The sequence below is a fragment of the Neorhizobium populisoli genome (genome assembly GCF_019430945.1).
GTDB lineage: Bacteria > Pseudomonadota > Alphaproteobacteria > Rhizobiales > Rhizobiaceae > Neorhizobium > Neorhizobium populisoli.
Genome location: NZ_JAHYCB010000003.1, coordinates 576,244 through 593,182, shown reverse-complemented (window position 1 = coordinate 593,182; position 16,939 = coordinate 576,244). Strand labels below are relative to the sequence as shown.

15 protein-coding genes are annotated in these 16,939 nt (G+C 60.2%); 12 read left to right on the top strand and 3 right to left on the bottom strand.

Annotated elements, in window-relative coordinates; all coding sequences use genetic code 11:
• Positions 1–85 precede the first annotated feature (85 nt).
• Positions 86–1,150 (bottom strand): LacI family transcriptional regulator, encoded by a 1,065-nt coding sequence (locus tag KX729_RS10780; RefSeq protein WP_219742427.1) that lies wholly within the window; start codon positions 1,148–1,150, stop codon positions 86–88.
• A 265-nt stretch (positions 1,151–1,415) separates the two neighbouring features.
• Here KX729_RS10780 and KX729_RS10775 point away from each other — a divergent pair, with 265 nt between their 5' ends.
• The 9 genes from KX729_RS10775 to KX729_RS10735 all read left to right on the top strand — a co-directional run bounded on the left by KX729_RS10775 (position 1,416) and on the right by KX729_RS10735 (position 11,862).
• Positions 1,416–2,666, top strand: coding sequence for an ABC transporter substrate-binding protein (locus KX729_RS10775; protein WP_219742546.1), 1,251 nt, complete (start codon positions 1,416–1,418; stop codon positions 2,664–2,666).
• Between the two features lie 92 nt (positions 2,667–2,758).
• Positions 2,759–3,688 (top strand): carbohydrate ABC transporter permease, encoded by a 930-nt coding sequence (locus KX729_RS10770; RefSeq protein ID WP_376775950.1) that lies wholly within the window; start codon positions 2,759–2,761, stop codon positions 3,686–3,688.
• Positions 3,685–4,566: a carbohydrate ABC transporter permease gene (locus tag KX729_RS10765; protein ID WP_219742425.1), complete on the top strand. Its 882-nt coding sequence runs from the start codon at positions 3,685–3,687 to the stop codon at positions 4,564–4,566. Before KX729_RS10770 ends, KX729_RS10765 begins: the two co-directional genes overlap by 4 nt.
• A gap of 6 nt (positions 4,567–4,572) precedes the next feature.
• Positions 4,573–5,667: an ABC transporter ATP-binding protein gene (locus KX729_RS10760; RefSeq protein ID WP_219742424.1), complete on the top strand. Its 1,095-nt coding sequence runs from the start codon at positions 4,573–4,575 to the stop codon at positions 5,665–5,667.
• 124 nt (positions 5,668–5,791) lie between these two features.
• Positions 5,792–7,660, top strand: coding sequence for a malto-oligosyltrehalose trehalohydrolase (gene treZ, locus KX729_RS10755; protein WP_219742423.1), 1,869 nt, complete (start codon positions 5,792–5,794; stop codon positions 7,658–7,660).
• Positions 7,661–7,748: 88 nt separating this feature from the next.
• Complete coding sequence (locus KX729_RS10750) at positions 7,749–8,546, top strand: BON domain-containing protein (protein WP_219742422.1); 798 nt, start codon at positions 7,749–7,751, stop codon at positions 8,544–8,546.
• Between the two features lie 63 nt (positions 8,547–8,609).
• Positions 8,610–8,825 carry a hypothetical protein gene (locus KX729_RS10745; RefSeq protein ID WP_219742421.1) on the top strand — a complete coding sequence of 72 codons (216 nt, stop codon included), beginning with the start codon at positions 8,610–8,612 and terminating at the stop codon, positions 8,823–8,825.
• 230 nt (positions 8,826–9,055) lie between these two features.
• Positions 9,056–10,759 (top strand): sensor histidine kinase, encoded by a 1,704-nt coding sequence (locus KX729_RS10740; protein WP_219742420.1) that lies wholly within the window; start codon positions 9,056–9,058, stop codon positions 10,757–10,759.
• Between the two features lie 83 nt (positions 10,760–10,842).
• Complete coding sequence (locus KX729_RS10735; RefSeq protein WP_219742545.1) at positions 10,843–11,862, top strand: DNA topoisomerase IB; 1,020 nt, start codon at positions 10,843–10,845, stop codon at positions 11,860–11,862.
• Positions 11,863–11,968: 106 nt separating this feature from the next.
• Here the strand turns inward: KX729_RS10735 and KX729_RS10730 are convergent, their stop codons facing one another.
• Both KX729_RS10730 and KX729_RS10725 read right to left on the bottom strand, forming a co-directional pair.
• A complete protein-coding gene (locus tag KX729_RS10730; protein ID WP_219742419.1) occupies positions 11,969–12,529 on the bottom strand; it encodes a type 1 glutamine amidotransferase domain-containing protein in 561 nt (186 codons plus the stop codon).
• Between the two features lie 36 nt (positions 12,530–12,565).
• Positions 12,566–12,763 carry a hypothetical protein gene (locus KX729_RS10725; protein WP_219742418.1) on the bottom strand — a complete coding sequence of 66 codons (198 nt, stop codon included), beginning with the start codon at positions 12,761–12,763 and terminating at the stop codon, positions 12,566–12,568.
• A gap of 192 nt (positions 12,764–12,955) precedes the next feature.
• Here KX729_RS10725 and coxB point away from each other — a divergent pair, with 192 nt between their 5' ends.
• The 3 genes from coxB to KX729_RS10710 are packed head-to-tail and all read left to right on the top strand — an operon-like array spanning position 12,956 to position 16,913.
• A complete protein-coding gene (gene coxB / locus KX729_RS10720) occupies positions 12,956–14,020 on the top strand; it encodes a cytochrome c oxidase subunit II (protein ID WP_219742417.1) in 1,065 nt (354 codons plus the stop codon).
• Positions 14,017–16,533, top strand: coding sequence for a cytochrome c oxidase subunit I (ctaD, locus tag KX729_RS10715; protein ID WP_219742416.1), 2,517 nt, complete (start codon positions 14,017–14,019; stop codon positions 16,531–16,533). Before coxB ends, ctaD begins: the two co-directional genes overlap by 4 nt.
• On the top strand, positions 16,530–16,913 hold the full coding sequence (locus KX729_RS10710) for a hypothetical protein (protein ID WP_219742415.1): 384 nt from the start codon (positions 16,530–16,532) through the stop codon (positions 16,911–16,913). The genes ctaD and KX729_RS10710 overlap by 4 nt, the downstream gene beginning before the upstream one ends.
• Positions 16,914–16,939: the final 26 nt, after the last annotated feature.

Sequence of the window (16,939 nt, the reverse complement as noted above, 5' to 3'; positions counted from 1 at the left end):
CCCGTCGAATTTGGAGCACCACCCCCATCTGTCAGCTCCGCTGACATCTTCCCCGCAAGGGGGAAGAAGGGTGGATGCCGCACCCTCACACCGTCTGCAACGCCTGCAACTCCCCGACCGGCGCCGGCCCGCCGATCCGTTTCAGCAATAACTGCCCCATCAGCAACCCCGCCTCGGTCAGATCCTCATAGATCGTCTCGACCCGCGGCCTGATCTGGTCGAACAGTCCTGACGTCTGCTTGGCGACCAACTGGATATCCTTGCCGAGTTCCAGTTTATGGTCATAGGCGGAGGCCATGACAGCAAGCGCGGAAACCTCACCGCCGCAGATATAGCCGTCCGGCCGCTCCGGCTCGCCCATGCGCCTATAGAGATAGTCCCGGATATCTTCGGACTTGCTGTCCAGCGTCACGCCCTTGGCGATCTCGAAACCGATGCCTTCCTCGCGCACTGCCGTCATGAAGCCATGGCGCATGTGCTGGGCGAAGGTGAAGCGGTCCGGTGGCAGGATGATCGTCAGCTTTTTCGCGCCGGCCTCTATCAGCTTGCGGGCCGCCTGGTAGGCGAAGGCGTAATTGTCGTAATCGACATAGGGGTGGGCGGTCGCAAGCTCCGTGCGGCCATGACAGATGAATGGAAAGTTGTTTTCCATCAGAAGCTTGACGCGCTCGTCGCTGGGCTCGGTGCGAGTGAAGATGATGCCGTCGGCCATGCGGTTGCGCATGATGTGGCGCACCGGATCGATCTGCGGCGTGTTGAGGAAATGCGGGGTGATGACGAGGTGGTAGGCGGTGCCGCGTAGCGCCTCCGTCAGACCGTTGATCATCGACGTGGCATAACCGAGGATTTCCTCGTGCGGGTCGAGAACCAGGCTGATGACATTGGTGCGGCCGGTGCGCAGGCGTTGTGCGGCCCGGTCCGGCAGATAGCCGAGCTCTTCCGCCACCTGCCGGACGCGCTGTCGCGTTTCCAATGCGATCTGCGGCGCATCGGCGAGCGCGCGCGACACGGTCGTGACGGCAAGTCCCGTCAACTCGGCAATCGTCTTCAAGGTCGGCTTTGCTTCCGCGCCGGTTTTTTCGGTCGCCCGATCCGGCTGCGCCCGCAGACGCCTGTCCTCCCCCTTGTCCTCTGGATCATCCAGCGACATATGCTCTCCTCCTCCGACCGCTCCCAATTCGGAGCGGGCATTATCTATATCGTTACAAATTTTTCAAATCCCGCCAGAAAATTTTCTCGTTTATCGAGGAAAACTTTTGGAATTGAAAAAAATCTTCTGTAATTCAATAGGATAGCGTTGTTGCAGTGTTCTGCAAAAATCTCCCAGGAGCGGGTTGACACCACCCGTATTTATATCGTTATAAATCGCCATATCCGGAGAGGAGCCCGGATGCAAAGGGAGATTCTCGATGAATATTCGAATGATTACCAAGCTCGCTGCCGGTGCAGCGTTGATCGCAATGACGGCAGGTGCCGCCAAGGCTGCCGAGCAGGTCGAAGTCCTGCACTGGTGGACTTCGGGCGGTGAGGCAGCTGCTCTCAACGTCCTGAAGGAAAACCTGCAGAAGCAGGGCGTTGCCTGGAAGGACATGCCGGTTGCCGGTGGTGCAGGTTCCGCTGCCATGACCGCGCTTCGCGCTCGCGTTACAGCCGGCGACCCGCCGACCGCTGTCCAGCTTCTCGGTTTCGACCTGAAGGATTGGGCCGAAATGGGCGTTGCGGCAAACCTCGACGACCTCGCCAAGAAGGAAGGCTGGGACAAGGTTATTCCTGCTGCTCTCCAGAACTTCTCCAAGTATGACGGCCACTGGATCGCTGCTCCGGTGAACATCCACTCCACCAACTGGCTGTGGATCAACAAGGCTGCTCTCGACAAGGCCGGCGGCAAGGCCCCGACCAATCTCGACGAGTTCCTCGCTCTGCTCGAAGCATTCAAGGGCCAGGGCCTGACCGCGATCGCTCACGGTGGCGTTCCGTGGCAGGACGGCACGATGTGGGAAGCCGTCGTTCTTTCCGTCGGTGGTCCGGAATTCTACAAGAAGGCCGTTCTCGACCTCGATCCGGCTGCCCTTTCCGGCGACCAGATGAAGAAGGTTTTCGACACGATGTCGAAGATCCGTACCTATTTCGACCCGAGCTTCTCCGGCCGCGAATGGAACCTCTCGACCGCCATGGTCATCGAGGGCAAGGCCGGTATGCAGGAAATGGGCGACTGGTCCAAGGGTGAATGGCTGCGCGCCAACAAGAAGCCGGGTTCGGACTTCGTCTGCATCCGCTTCCCGGGCACCCAGGGCTCCGTTCTGTTCAACGCCGACCAGTTCATGATGTTCGACGTTGGCGGTGACGCTGAAAAGGCACAGCTCAAGATGGCTTCGGCCGTCGAAGATCCGGCCTTCCAGATCGCTTTCAACACGGTCAAGGGTTCCGTTCCGGCCCGTACCGACGTCTCGAACGAAAAGTTCGACGATTGCGGCAAGAAGGGCATGGCGGACCTCGCCGAAGCTTCTTCCAAGGGTACGCTGATGGGCTCGCTGGCTCACGGTTACGCTCAGCCGGCTGCCATCAAGGAAGCCATGCTCGACGTCATCACCCAGCACCTGAACGGCCAGCTGACCACCGAAGCAGCGCTGAAGCGCCTGCCGGAAGCGGTCAAGGCTGCCAAGTGATCGGCTGAAGTTGCCAATCTGAATTGTGAGTGGTCGGGAGTTGCTCCCGGCCACTTTTCGAATTTTTTCCTGTCTGGTTTTTACCGGAGGTCATGATGACGACAATCGAGCCGGCGCCTGTTATTGCGCCGCAGAGACAGAGCCGCGGTTTTGCGGATGGATTGCGCGATGCGCTGCCGAAGATCGTGCTGGCGCCGTCGTTCGCGGTGATCCTGGTGTTCGTTTACGGCTTCATCCTCTGGACCGTCTATCTATCGTTCACGACCTCGCGCATCCTGCCGGTCTATAAATGGGGCGGTTTCGACGCCTATTATCGCCTCTGGGGGCAGCCGAACTGGTATGTCGCCATGCAGAACCTGGCGATTTTCGGTGTTCTCTATATCGGCATCTGCATCGCGATCGGCCTGTTCCTGGCGATCCTGATGGACCAGCGCATCCGCGCCGAAGGCGTGCTGCGGCCGATCTTCCTTTATCCGATGGCGCTGTCCTTCGTGGTCACCGGTACGGCCTGGAAGTGGTTCCTGAACCCCGGCCTCGGGCTTGAGCACACGATGCAGAACCTCGGTTGGACCAGCTTCAAGTTCGACTGGCTGGTCAATCCGAACATGGCGATCTACACCGTCGTCATCGCCGGTGTCTGGCAGGCTTCCGGTTTCGTCATGGCGATGTTCCTCGCCGGCCTGCGCGGCATCGACGGTGAGATCGTCAAGGCGGCGCAGATCGATGGCGCGTCGACCGTGGCGATTTATCGCCGCATCATCATTCCGCTGCTGCGCCCGGTCTTCCTGTCGGCTTTCATCGTGCTGGCGCATATGGCGATTAAATCCTACGACCTGGTCATCGCGCTGACCGGCGGCGGACCGGGTAACGCGACCGAACTGCCATCCACCTTCATGTATTCCTACACGTTCACCCGAAACCAGATGAATGTCGGCTCAGCCAGCGCCGTGATGATGCTGATGGGCATTACCGCAATCATCGTTCCCTATCTCTATTCGGAACTGCGGGAGAGAAAACAATGAGCGCCGGCAACGAAACCGTCAGCGCCGGCCAGGCCAACGCCGCCCGCTACTTCATCTATGCAGCGCTGATCGTGCTTGCGGTCGTCTATCTGCTGCCGCTTTACGTCATGCTCTCGACGTCGCTGAAATCGCTCGACGAAATCCGCGGCGGCGACATGCTGGCGCTGCCGAAGGCCCCGTCGATCTCCGCCTGGGTGAAGGCCTGGGGCGAAGCCTGCATCGGCGTCTCCTGCGTCGGCATCAAGGGTTATTTCTGGAACTCCATCAAGATGGTCATTCCTGCCGTTTTGATCTCGACGCTCCTGGGCGCGCTGAACGGCTACGTGCTGACGAAATGGCGTTTCCCGGGCCACAAGATCATCTTCGGCATGATGTTGTTTGCCTGCTTCATTCCGTTCCAGGCGGTGCTGATCCCGATGGCGCGCCTGCTCGGTCTGATGGGCCTGTCGAACTCGACGACCGGCCTCGTCATGGTCCACGTGATCTATGGTCTCGGCTTCACGACGCTGTTCTTCCGCAACTATTACGAAGCTTTCCCGGATGAACTCGTGAAAGCCGCGATGATCGACGGTGCCGGTTTCTTCCGGATCTTCTGGCGCATCCTGCTGCCGACCTCCGGTCCGATCATCGTCGTGACGATCATCTACCAGTTCACCAATATCTGGAACGACTTCCTGTTTGGCGTCTCGTTTGCAGGCGGCGAAGCCTCGCCGATGACGGTGGCGCTCAACAACCTCGTTTCGTCTTCCACCGGCGTCAAGGAATACAATGTCGACATGGCGGCAGCGATCTTCGCGGCCCTGCCGACCCTGTTCGTTTATGTCGTCGCCGGACGCTATTTCGTGCGCGGTCTGATGGCCGGCGCCGTGAAGGGATAACCGCACATGAGCTTTCTTGAAATCAAGGACATCCGCAAGAAAATCGGCAGCAACGAGATCCTGAAGGGGATCAATATCGAGCTGGAAAAAGGCGGCTTCCTGGTGCTCGTCGGCCCGTCCGGTTGCGGCAAGTCCACATTGCTCAACGCGATCGCCGGCCTCCTGCCGCCGTCCTCGGGTGATATCGTCATCGATGGCCAGGTCGTCACCGATCTGCATCCGTCGAAGCGCGATATCGCCATGGTCTTCCAGTCCTATGCGCTCTATCCGAACATGACGGTCGAGGAGAACATCGCGTTCGCGCTGGAAATGCGGGGCGTTGAGAAGGCGCAGCGCGAAGCGGAAGTGAAGAAGGTCGCCAAGACCCTGCAGATCGAGCACCTGCTGAAGCGCCGCCCGAGCCAGCTTTCCGGCGGCCAGCGCCAGCGTGTCGCCATGGGTCGTGCGCTGGTGCGCCAGCCGCGCGTCTTCCTGTTCGACGAGCCGCTCTCCAACCTCGACGCCAAGCTGCGCGTCGAAGTCCGCGCCGAAATCAAGGCGCTGCACCAGAACACGCATGCGACGATCGTTTACGTCACCCACGACCAGATCGAAGCCATGACGCTCGCCACCAAGATCGTCGTGTTGAAGGAAGGTCAGGTGCAGCAGGTCGGCACGCCGGCGGAGATCTACAATCGCCCGGCCAATCTCTTCGTCGCGGACTTCATGGGGTCGCCGGCAATGAACATGCTGAAGGGCAAGGTATCCGGCGGCGGCATTGCGCTGTTCGGCAATGACGGTATCAAGGTCGCCATGCCGCCATCCGTGACGGCTAACCTGCCCGACGGCAAGGAAGTTATCCTCGGCCTGCGCCCGGAGGCGATCACCGATAGCGGTCTCGTCGATCCGAAAGTGGTGTCCGTCGCGCAGATCGAGGCGGATGTGACCATGGTGGAGCCGACCGGCTCCGACACGTTCGTGACGGGCAGGATCGATGGTGCGAGCTTTACCGCCCGCACCCGCGCCGATCTGCATGTGGCGCCGGGTCAGAAGTTCGCCTTCTCCTTCAATCTCGACAAGGCTGTCGTCTTCGATCCGCAAACGACCCAGCGGATCGATTGATAATTGACGATCGTCAATTATGGAACATTTTTTATCGATTTAAATCAATGACTTGAGAATCCGTGGGGAACAATTCCTCACGGGTTCGTATTTTCCCGGTCCTGTTTGAAACCGAGGAGAAGTCATGTCGCTGACCCGAGATTTCACGCCGTTCGACTCGCGCAACGAACCGTCTGCGCATCCCGCCCGCCGCGCGTTTCCCAAGTCCTGGGGCGCTGAATATCTGGGCAATTCGGAAGTGTCGTTCCGTGTCTGGGCGCCGGAAATCGAGCGGTTGCGCCTGCGCATTCATGGCCGCAATCGCGAGATGCTGCCGGCCGGAGACGGCTGGTTCACGCTGACGACCGAAGGCATCGAGCCCGGTACGCACTATCAGTTCATCATGCCGGACGGTCGACTGGTCGCCGATCCTGCGTCCCGCGCGCAGGGTGGAGGCATAGATGGCCCGTCTCTGGTCGTCGATCCGGCTCATTATCACTGGAGCCGTCGCGACTGGAAGGGGCACGCCTGGGAAGAGGCGATTCTCTATGAGATCCATATCGGCACCTTCACCAAGGAGGGTACCTTTCGTGCGGCGATGAACCGTATCGAGGAGCTGTCGGCTCTCGGCATCACCATGTTGCAGATCATGCCTGTCGGGCAGTTTCCGGGAGAGCGGGGCTGGGGTTATGACGGTGTTTTGCCCTATGCGCCGCATCATGCCTATGGATCGCCGGACGACATGAAGGCCTTCATCGATGCCGCACACCGGCACGGCCTGTCTGTCATGCTGGACGTGGTCTACAACCACTTCGGCCCGCGCGGCAGTATGTTTGACCCCTATGTGCCATCGTTCTTCGATCCGGATCGCGATACGCCTTGGGGACCGGCGATAAATTTCTCGCAGCGTCAGGTACGACAGTTCTTCATCGAGAACGCGCTCTACTGGCTGGAAGAATACAATCTCGACGGGTTGCGGTTCGATGCGGTCGACCAGATCGTTGATGATGTCGCCGACATGCATTTTCTGGCGGAACTCGGAGAGCGGGTTCGCCGTGAAGTGACCGGCCGTCGCCGCCATCTGGTGATGGAGGATCATCGCAATATCACCGGCTATCTGGAGCGGAACGTCGCTGGCGAAGCATTCTCCTATGACGCGGTGTGGAACCACGATGTCCACCATGCGGCCCATGTCGCCGCGACCGGTGAAACGGTGGGGTATGTCTCGACTTTTGCGGACAATCCCGTGGCGCATATGGCAAAGGGGCTGGCGGAAGGTTTCGTCCAGCAAGGTCAGGATTTGCGCGGCGAACAAAAAGGTGAACCGAGCGGCCGTCTCTCGCCCGTCGCCTTCGTCAACTTCCTGCAGAATCACGACCAGATCGGTAACCGCGCCGAAGGTGAGCGGCTGATTTCGCTGGCCGATCCTCAGATGTTGCGGGTGATGACGGCGATGCTGATGCTGTCGCCGCAAATCCCCATGCTGTTCATGGGCGAGGACTATGGCGAGCGGCAGGCCTTTCGCTTCTTCAGCGACTATTCGGACGCGCTCGCCAAGGCGACCTGGGATAATCGCATCAACGAGGCGGCGCATTTCGGCGGCGTGCCGGCGCATGTCTTGAAGCCCGAGGATATTGCCGATCCTAACGATCCGAGGACATTCGAGGGTTCGAAGCTGCAATGGGAGCATAGCCGCGATGGAGACGCCGTCATTTTTCGGACGAAGCTGGCCGAGTTGATCGCCAAGCGCCGTACGCATGTCATCCCCGGCCTGCGCGCCGTGCGTCCTCATTCAGGCCAGATATTCGAAACGGACAGGGCGGTCATCGCCATCGACTGGCAGCTGGCTGACCGGATACTGCAGCTGCGTGCCAATCTTTCCGGTCAGCGGAAATGGGTGCCACCGGTGCGAGGCGACATCTTTCACGCAGAACCCTGGAATCTCAGCGCCATCGAGGGTCTGCCGGGTCATTCCATGATCATGGCCGTTTCGCGGACAGAACGGGAGCGTTGATCGGAAAAGGCGGAACAATCCCGGCAAGGGGTGGTTCTGTTTATGTCTCGCGGCTGGCGGGACCAATCCAAATCCGAGGAGACAAACAATGGCGAATGGCAATTTTCCCCAATCGGGTGGGTATCGAAACGATCGCTCCTCCGGGGAGCGCGACTTTTCCCGCGACGCGTCAAGCGAATATCGCCCCGGTGATACCGGCTACGTGCGTGATGACGACCAGCAGCGCGGTCGGGATCGATTTGCCGGTAACCGCAATGCGGGGCGCGACGAGAGCGATCATTCACGTTTCTCCCGCTATGGCCGCGGTGAACAGTGGGCGAATGATGATTTCGGCCATGAAACCGGCTACGGCGATACGGAGCGGTCTCAGGTCTGGGCGCGCGAATCCTATCGCGGCCGTCCGTCCTCCTTCAGCTACGAGCCTGACCGCAACCGGGTGAACCAGGCCTACGGTGATCGTTATGGCTCCGATGACCGTTACGGCAGCGATCGCAGCCGTGGATCGGACGATTACGGCCGCAAGCGCGGCTTTATGGAGCGCGCTGGCGATGAAGTCGCATCGTGGTTTGGCGACGAAGATGCCGAGCAGCGCCGGATGATGGATGCTCACCGTGGCAAAGGGCCGAAAGGTTATCAGCGTTCCAATGCTCGTATCGAGGAAGACGTCAACGATCGCCTCAGTGACGATCCGATCCTCGACGCCTCGAACATCACCGTCACGGTCAAGGAGGCCGAGGTAACGCTTGACGGCTTTGTTTCGAGCCGTTGGGACAAGCGCCGCGCGGAAGACATCGTCGATGACATTTCCGGCGTCAAGCACGTGCAGAACAACCTGCGTGTCAATCTTTCGTCGACCGATACCCTAACAGGGTCCACCACAATCTGATCTCTAACCATGCTGCCGCGGGGGGACTGCCCCGCGGCCGAGGGAGAGCAGGCAGGAGAATACATGAAGACCAGTACGGAAGAGATTCATAAGGACGCGCAGGGTCAATTCGCCGTTTCCAAAAAAGGTGCGACGAATGATGGCGTCTCGAGCGCCAAGCCGAGAGTGATCACCGGTTCTGATGACGCGACCATCCACAGAAATCCGCCCGGCCAGAAAAAGCCGGAAAAGGATTGGTCGGCGGGCTTTGATCCGACTGAAAACCGCCGGAACGACTGATTTGGCCGGTCCAAAATCGCATTTGCCGGTAAAAACCGGCTGCAGAATATCAATTCTGCAAGGCGAAGTGTGCATTGCGCAGACGCATCGCTGGCAATCAATTGTTGGCCACGGTTGTAAAACAAGCTAGAAATGCCTCGCTGCTGAAAAAGCAAAGGGCGGGACATTGGAATGCATATGCTGGCGGGTGGTACAGGCCCCGCTGCAGGCAGTTATGGTAAGTGCGTGAAATGTTGAGGATTTCACGCTTCTTTCCGACCGCGCCCATCGGCGCTTATCTGGTCGCGCTCGCGGCCGGTATCGCTCTCCCCTTGTTGATTTTCGTCGCCTACCTGATGTTGGAACTGGAAGCCAACGAGCGCGAAATCCTTGCGAACGAGACCGCGGAAGACGCCCAGCTCATCGCGCGATCGGTCGATCGCGAGCTGCAGGACATGACGACCACTCTTCGGCTGCTGTCCAATTCTCCTGAGCTCGAACGCGGCGATCTGCGATCATTTCACAATCGCACGCAAAACAGCCTTCGATCGAATTCCCTTTATGTACTGGTGGTGAATGAGGACGGACAGCAGCGCCTCAACACCCGTGTGCCGTTCGATACGCAGCTCGGCAAGACGTCCAATATGGCTTCGCTGGGATCGGCGCTCAAAACCGGCGTCACCGAAGTTTCGGATGTGTTTTACGGCGTCACGAGCGGCAAACACGTGTTCAACGTCACCATGCCGCTGCCGAAGGAGATTTCCTATTCCGGCGCTGCGATGATCATGACGCAGAATTCCGAAGACCTGCAGAAACTGATCTCCACCGAAGGGCTTTCCGCCGGCTGGACCGTTGCCGTCGTCGATGGGTCCGGGCAGGTCGTGACCTCGGTCGGCGCGCATGCCCCTGCTGCGGGGTCGCCATTCCCGCCAGACACCTTAAAGCTGATGACCGGCTTCAAAGGCACGATCGAGGATGTGGGCGGCAAGAGCAAGCAGATGTACGGCTATTCGCAGATCACCGGCTGGACCTGGAAAGCCGTGGTCTGGGGGCCGATCGATGCGGCGCAGGCTTCGATCCTGACCACCTGGCGCCAGCTGATTGCCGGCGGCGTGATCTTCCTGACCGTCGGCATGCTCATTGCCTGGCTGGTCGGCCGCCAGTTGCGTATCCCGATCCGGCAGATCGCCGAAATGGCGGAGCGGATGGGCAAGGGCGAGATCGTCCCGCCGGTGGAAACCAAGATTCGTGAAGCCAATCAGGTCGCCATCGCGCTCTCCAATGCTTCATTCGACCGAAGCCAGGCCGAAGATCGTATCCATCTGATCCTGCATGAATTGGTCCATCGCACAAAAAACATCCTGACGCTGGTACAGGCGATGATGCGCCAATTGGCGCGGCAGGATACGACGATGGAAGAGTTCCAGAAGGCGATCGGCAATCGCCTGCAGGGGCTTGGTAAATCGATCGAGGCGCTTGCCAAGGAGCAATGGGCCGGGGTTTCCATCCGTCGCGTTGTTGAAATTCACATGAGCACTTTTGCCGAGGTGGCTGACCGCGTCGAGCTTCAGGGGGCAGATTTTACCCTCAAGGCTGAGGCGGTGCAGAATCTCGGCCTCATCCTGCACGAGCTTGCGACGAATTCGGTCAAGTATGGGGCGCTCTCTGTGCCGCAGGGAAAGGTCCGGATCGCCTGGAAGGACGTGATCGGGGAAGGCGAGGAGGAGACGCTTCTTCGCCTTGTCTGGGAAGAGAAGGACGGACCGAAGGTGCTGAGCGAACCGTCGCGCACCGGCTTCGGTACGACCATCATCAAGCGCCATGCGGCCGCAGCCTTTTCCGGCCATGTGGATGTCGATTTCCGGACGAACGGCCTGTGCTGGATCCTGACAGCGCCAAGATCCTCCTTCGAGCGCGGCGAAGGAGCTGAAAGCCTGAAAGACATCGCGATTTGAACCGCTTGTGATCGCCGCTTGCGGAACCTGGAAGCCGTCCTGCCGTTAAAGCGGCCATGGACGCGATGCTCACGACGATCGATATCGATCAGGATTCTCTCGAAATCATTGGCCTTACCTATGTCAGCGACGCGGAGCCCGGCATTCGCCGTCTCAAGCGCGGCAAGGGGTTCGCCTACCGCCTGCCGGATGGAGCGTTGCTGAACGATCCGGAAGACCGGCTGCGGATATCGGCGCTTGGGCTGCCGCCAGCCTATGAGAATGTCTGGATCTGTCTCGATCCGCGCGGCCATCTGCAGGCGACGGGTTATGACAGCCGCGGCCGCAAGCAATATCGTTATCACCTCGACTGGCAGAATTTTCGCAGCGAGCGGAAGTTCGATCAGCTGGCGCGGTTCGGCGAGGCGCTGCCGCGCATCCGCAGCAAGGTGAAGCGCGATCTGGCGCTGGGTCTCGACAAGTCGGATGCGGTTATCGCCGCACTGGTGGCGCTGATGGACGCCACGCATCTGCGCGTCGGCAACCGGCTTTATGCCAAGGAAAACAAGACCTATGGCGCCACGACGCTCCTGAAGCGGCATATGAAGCTCTCCGGCGATGCCATCCTGCTGCGCTTCACCGCCAAGGGCGGCAAGCGGGTGCAGCACACGCTCAAACATCCGCGGCTGCAGCGCATTCTGGAAGAGATTTCCGACCTGCCTGGTCGCCAGCTCTTCTCCTGGCCCGATGAACAGGGCGTGCCGCATCCGGTCGATTCCGGCCGGCTCAACGCCTATCTCGCCAAGGCTGCGGGTTTCGCCGTCTCGGCCAAGACTTTTCGCACCTGGGGAGGCAGTCTTGCAGCCTTCATGGGCGCCTGGGATTGGGTCGAGAGGGAGGAAAAGCGTCCAAAGATCAAGATGATGGCGAAGGTCGCGTCGGAAGCTTTGCACAACACGCCGGCCGTTTGCCGGTCGAGCTATATCCATCCGAGCATACTGGCACTCTCGGAGGATATTTCCCCACTTGAGAAGATCATGAACGATAAGACGGTCCTGAACGGGCCGCGTGGGCTGCGCGCCGATGAGCGGCGGCTGATGGCTTTTCTGAAAGAAGTTTCCTGAAACGCTTTTTCCGGATGGCCGCCCGCGAGGAGAAGCGGGCGGCCTACAGCGCCATGGACCATGCAGGGCGCTGTAGAACTTTAAGGGAAGATGGGGCTGGCCTAAATCAAGCCGCCCGGCGATTGTGGCGTCCTTCGCGGACCTCTTCGACGATCTTTTCGACGAATTGCGGCAGGTCCTTGGGCGAGCGCGAGGTGATGATGCCGTTGTCGACAACGACCGCCTCATCCTTCCAGGATGCGCCGGCATTGCGGATATCGGTGCGGATCGAATGATAGGAAGTTGCCTTGCGGCCGCGTAGTGCATCGGCTTCCACGAGCAGCCATGGTCCATGGCAGATGGCGGCGACCGGCTTGCCGCTCTTGACGAAATCGCGCACGACCTTCACGGCATCCTCGTTGACCCGCAGGAGGTCCGGATTGATCTGGCCACCGGGCAGGACGAGTGCATCGAACTCCTCGGCGTTGACGTTTTTCGCCTCCAGATCGACCGTAACGGTATCGCCCCAGTCCTTTTCATCCCAGCTCTTGATCTCGCCGGTCTTGATCGAGGCGATCTTCACGTTGGCGCCGCGCTTTTTCAGCTCTTCCAGCGGCACGCGCAATTCTGACCTTTCGTAACCGTCGGTCGCGAGAATCAGGATGGATGCGGATTGAATGTCGGTCATGCTCGTTCCTTTCGTCAGTTTCTTATAGGCCCGGCCTTAAAGGCGGCCGGTGGAGAGGTCCCGGCCATTGATGGAGGCGGGGACGGAGATTTCTTCGCGAGGCGCCTTGGGCAGCGGAAGGACGACGGCGTCCGGCACCACGACCTGCAGTTCTTGCGGGCGCGATACGGCAAAAGTCTTTTTCTCGGTCGAACCGGTAATCCGGTTTCTCAGGATCTTGAAAAAGTGTCGCATGATCGTTCTCCCGTCGCGAAACGAGGGCGTCATGCCCTCTCACAGGAAGCAAACCCATCGCTTTCAAAATCGTTCCAAGTTTTATCGAGCTGTAACGGAAAGTTACTTTGGGACTCGGAACAAAATCATAGGTGGTACGTTTGCCGCCGAATATTTCGCGGCACAGGTCGCCGCTCTCCGGGTGAGTGCTGAATGGATGATGACCGCTTGACCGGCGCGTGCCGGCCAATCCGATCAGAAGAACGTATCGTCCGTCAGGGCTCAGACCGGAATGGCCGCACGAAGGCGGTTGCGAGCCTCTTCCTCCTCTGTCCGTTTCTTGTCAGCTGTTCCGGCATCCAGTCGGCGCTCGATCCCGCCGGTCGCGAGGCAGCCGATGTGGCGACGCTGTTCTTCACCATGCTGCTCGGCGGTGCGATCATCTGGGCCGGCGTGGTCGGCCTGCTGTTTTATGCAGCCCGCAAACGGCGTGTTCATTCGGAAAAGAATGCTGGCCGGCTGATCCTCTGGGGCGGCGCGGTGTTTCCGAGCGTCGTCCTGCTGGCGCTTCTCTCCTATGCCGCCTGGTTGATGCCGAATGTCCGACCGTGGTTTCAAGGAGCGGATGGCGGCATGCGGCGTATCGAGGTAACCGGCGAGCAGTTCTGGTGGCGGGTGCGATATCTTGATGCCGGCGGCGCAGTGGCCTTCGAAACGGCCAACGAGGTGCGCGTGCCGGTCGGCGAACGGGTCGTGTTCTCACTGAAATCGCCGGATGTCATCCATTCCTTCTGGATTCCTGTTTTGGGCGGCAAGATGGACATGATCCCCGGCCGCGAGAACCGGCTGACGCTGCAGGCGGAAAAGCCCGGAACCTATCGTGGCGTCTGTGCGGAATTCTGCGGGACCAGCCACGCGCTGATGGCTTTTACCGTGCATGCCATGCAGCCGCAGGATTATGAAGCCTGGCTTTTGGCGCGACGGGCTTCGTCCGGCGTGCAGGATGCGGAAGGGCTGGCACTGTTCCTCAAGCATGGTTGCGCTGCCTGCCACACGGTTGCCGGCACCGAGGCGCAGGGCAAGATCGGGCCTGACCTCACGGCCTTCGGCGAGCGCGGCTCGGCCGGCGCGGGCACGCTGGCGAACGAAGTAGAACATGTGGCGCGTTTCCTGCGCGATCCCGGACGCATCAAGCCGGGGGCAAAGATGCCGCATTTCACCATGTTGCCTGAAGCGGAGACCGACCGGATCGCCGCCTATCTGACGGGGCTGAAATGACGGTGGAGCTCGGCAACTTTTCCCCCGAAGAGCGGGCAGCGCAGGAGGAGAGGCTCCGCAAGGTCTGGGAGACGCCGAAGGGGCTGCGTTACTGGACTTCGGTCAACAATAGCGAGATCGGCCTCTGGTATGGCGTGACCGCCTTCGTTTTCATGCTGTTTGCCGGGTTGCTCGGGCTGTTGATGCGCCTGCAGCTCGTCGTGCCGGAGAATGATTTCATCTCGGCGGAGCTCTTCAACCAGGCGTTCACGCTGCATGGCACCGTAATGATGTTCCTGTTCGCCGTGCCGATCTTCGAGGCGGTGGCGATCTTTCTGCTGCCATCGATGCTTGGCGCGCGCGAATTACCGTTTCCGCGGCTTTCCGCCTTCGGCTTCTGGAGCTTCCTGCTCGGCGGCGTGTTCGTCTGCGGCTCGATCTTCTTCAACGCCGCGCCGAATGCCGGCTGGTTCATGTATCCGCCGCTCGCCACCGACCACGAATATGCCGGCATCGGCGCGGATATCTGGCTGCTTGGCCTTTCCTTCATCGAGGTGGCGTCGATCGCGGCGGCCGTCGAGATCATTGTCGGCATCATGAAATGCCGGGCACCCGGCATGCGCATCAACATGATGCCGATGTTCGCTTGGTATCTGCTGATCGTCGCGGGGATGATCCTCTTCGCATTCCCGCCGCTGATCGCCGGCGACATCCTGTTCGAAATGGAGCGGATGTTTAACTGGCCGTTCTTCGATGCGACGCGCGGTGGCGATCCGCTCTTGTGGCAGCACCTGTTCTGGATTTTTGGCCATCCGGAGGTCTACATCATCTTCCTGCCCGCCATCGCGCTGATGGCGATGATCGTGCCGACCTTCTCGCAGCGGCCGATCGTCGGATATTCGTGGATCGTGCTGGCCGCCGTCGGTACCGGCTTCCTGAGTTTCGGGCTCTGGGTGCACCACATGTTCACCACCGGCTTGCCGCAGATCTCGCTCGCCTTCTTCTCGGCAGCGTCGGAGGCGGTGGCGATCCCGACCGGGGTACAGATCTTCGTGTTCATCGCCACCATGCTGGCCGGCCGGGTGATCTTTTCCGTGCCGATGCTGTTCGGCGCTGGCGGGTTGATCATCTTCGTCATCGGTGGACTGACGGGCGTGATGGTGGCGCTGGTGCCGTTCGACTGGCAGGCGCATGACACCTATTTCATCGTCGCGCATTTGCATTACGTGCTGATCGGCGGCATGTTGTTTCCGGTCGTGGCCGGCATCTATTATTATTTCCCGTTCGTAACGGGAAAGACGCTTTCCGATGCCTGGGGCAAGGTATCGTTCTGGCTGATGTTCATTGGCTTCAATGTCGCGTTTTTCCCGATGCATTTTTCCGGCCTGCGCGGCATGCCGCGGCGGGTCTTCACCTATCCGGCGGATATCGGCTGGGACTGGTTCAACCTGATCTCGACCATCGGTGCCTTCATCTTCGCAGCCGGCGTCGCGACCTTCGTCATCGATATCCTGCGACCGAAACCGAAGCCGAAGGAGCGCAACCTCAATCCGTGGAATTCCGGCACGCTGGAATGGACCAACGATCCGTCGGAAAGCTGGGGCATGCGCTCCGTGCCGATCATCACCAGCCGCTATCCGCTCTGGGACCAGCCGAACCTGCAGGCGGATATCGAGGCGGGGCGCTTCTATCTGCCGGACGCGAAATCCGGCAAGCGCGAGACGCTGGTCACCTCGGTACTGGATGCCAAGCCGATCCAGTGCATGCGGGTGGGTGGCGTTTCCTATGTGCCGATCATTGCCGCTCTCGCACTCGGCGGGGTCTTCATCGCGCTGACCTTCCACTGGTGGATCGCGACGATCATCTCGGCGGTCATAACGTTCATCGCCATCATCTGGTGGCTTTGGACCGGCACCGCACAGATCCCGGAAATGCCGGAAACCGATGTCGGGCTCGGGCTGAAACTGCCGATCTATGTTTCCGGCCCGGCCTCGGTCGGCTGGTGGGCGATGTTCATTACCATGGTCGGCGACGGGACGGCGTTTGCGAGCCTGATCTTCGGTTATTTCTTCTACTGGACGATCCACTCGGATTTCACCGGTGCAGGTCCCGGACCGGGCGTCTTCTGGCCGATGGCGGCGCTTGTCCTCTATCTCCTCGCCTGGGTACTGACATTGCTTGCCCGCCAGCTGAACGAGAAGGGGTCGCTCGGTGCTCAGGCGGCGCTCGTCGCTGCGGTGATCATCAGCCTTGCTGCATCTGCAGCCGGTCTTGCGGGACCGTATTTCAGCGGTATGGACCCGACCGCCAATGTCTATCCCGCGACAGTCTGGATCGTGGCGATCTGGACCGTTACGCATGGCGTGGTCGGCGCGATCATGCAGCTTTATTGCCTCGCCCGCAGCCTCGCGGGGCGGATGACGGCGGAATATGACCAGGATATCCGCAACGTCACGCTCTACTGGCATTTCATGGCCTTCACTGCCGTCGTCACCTTCGCGGTGATCGGCCTGTTTCCGCTGGTGGCATCATGAAGAGCTTCATCCCGCGCGAGGTCGAGACGCTCTGGACGCTGTTTACCGCGCCGGTCGTCTGGGCACTGCATTTCGCTGCCTGCTATGCGACGGTCGCGGTGTTCTGCGCCAAGCGGCTGCCGGCATCGTTCAGCTTCGATAGCGTACGGATCGTGCTTTTCGTCGTGACGTTGATGGCCTTGGGTGTGATCGTGTTTGCTGCCTGGCTTGCATGGCGACAATGGGGGTTCGGCGACGATGATCCGCCGCATAACGAGCCGACACGGGATTCCCGCTTGCTGTTTCAGGGGTTTGCGACGCTGCTGCTTTCGGGGCTGAGTTTTCTCGCGGTGGTCTATGCGGCGGTACCGTTGATGTTCATTGCGGAGTGTCAGCCGTGAGGGATGAGGGACGGAAGGTGGTGCGG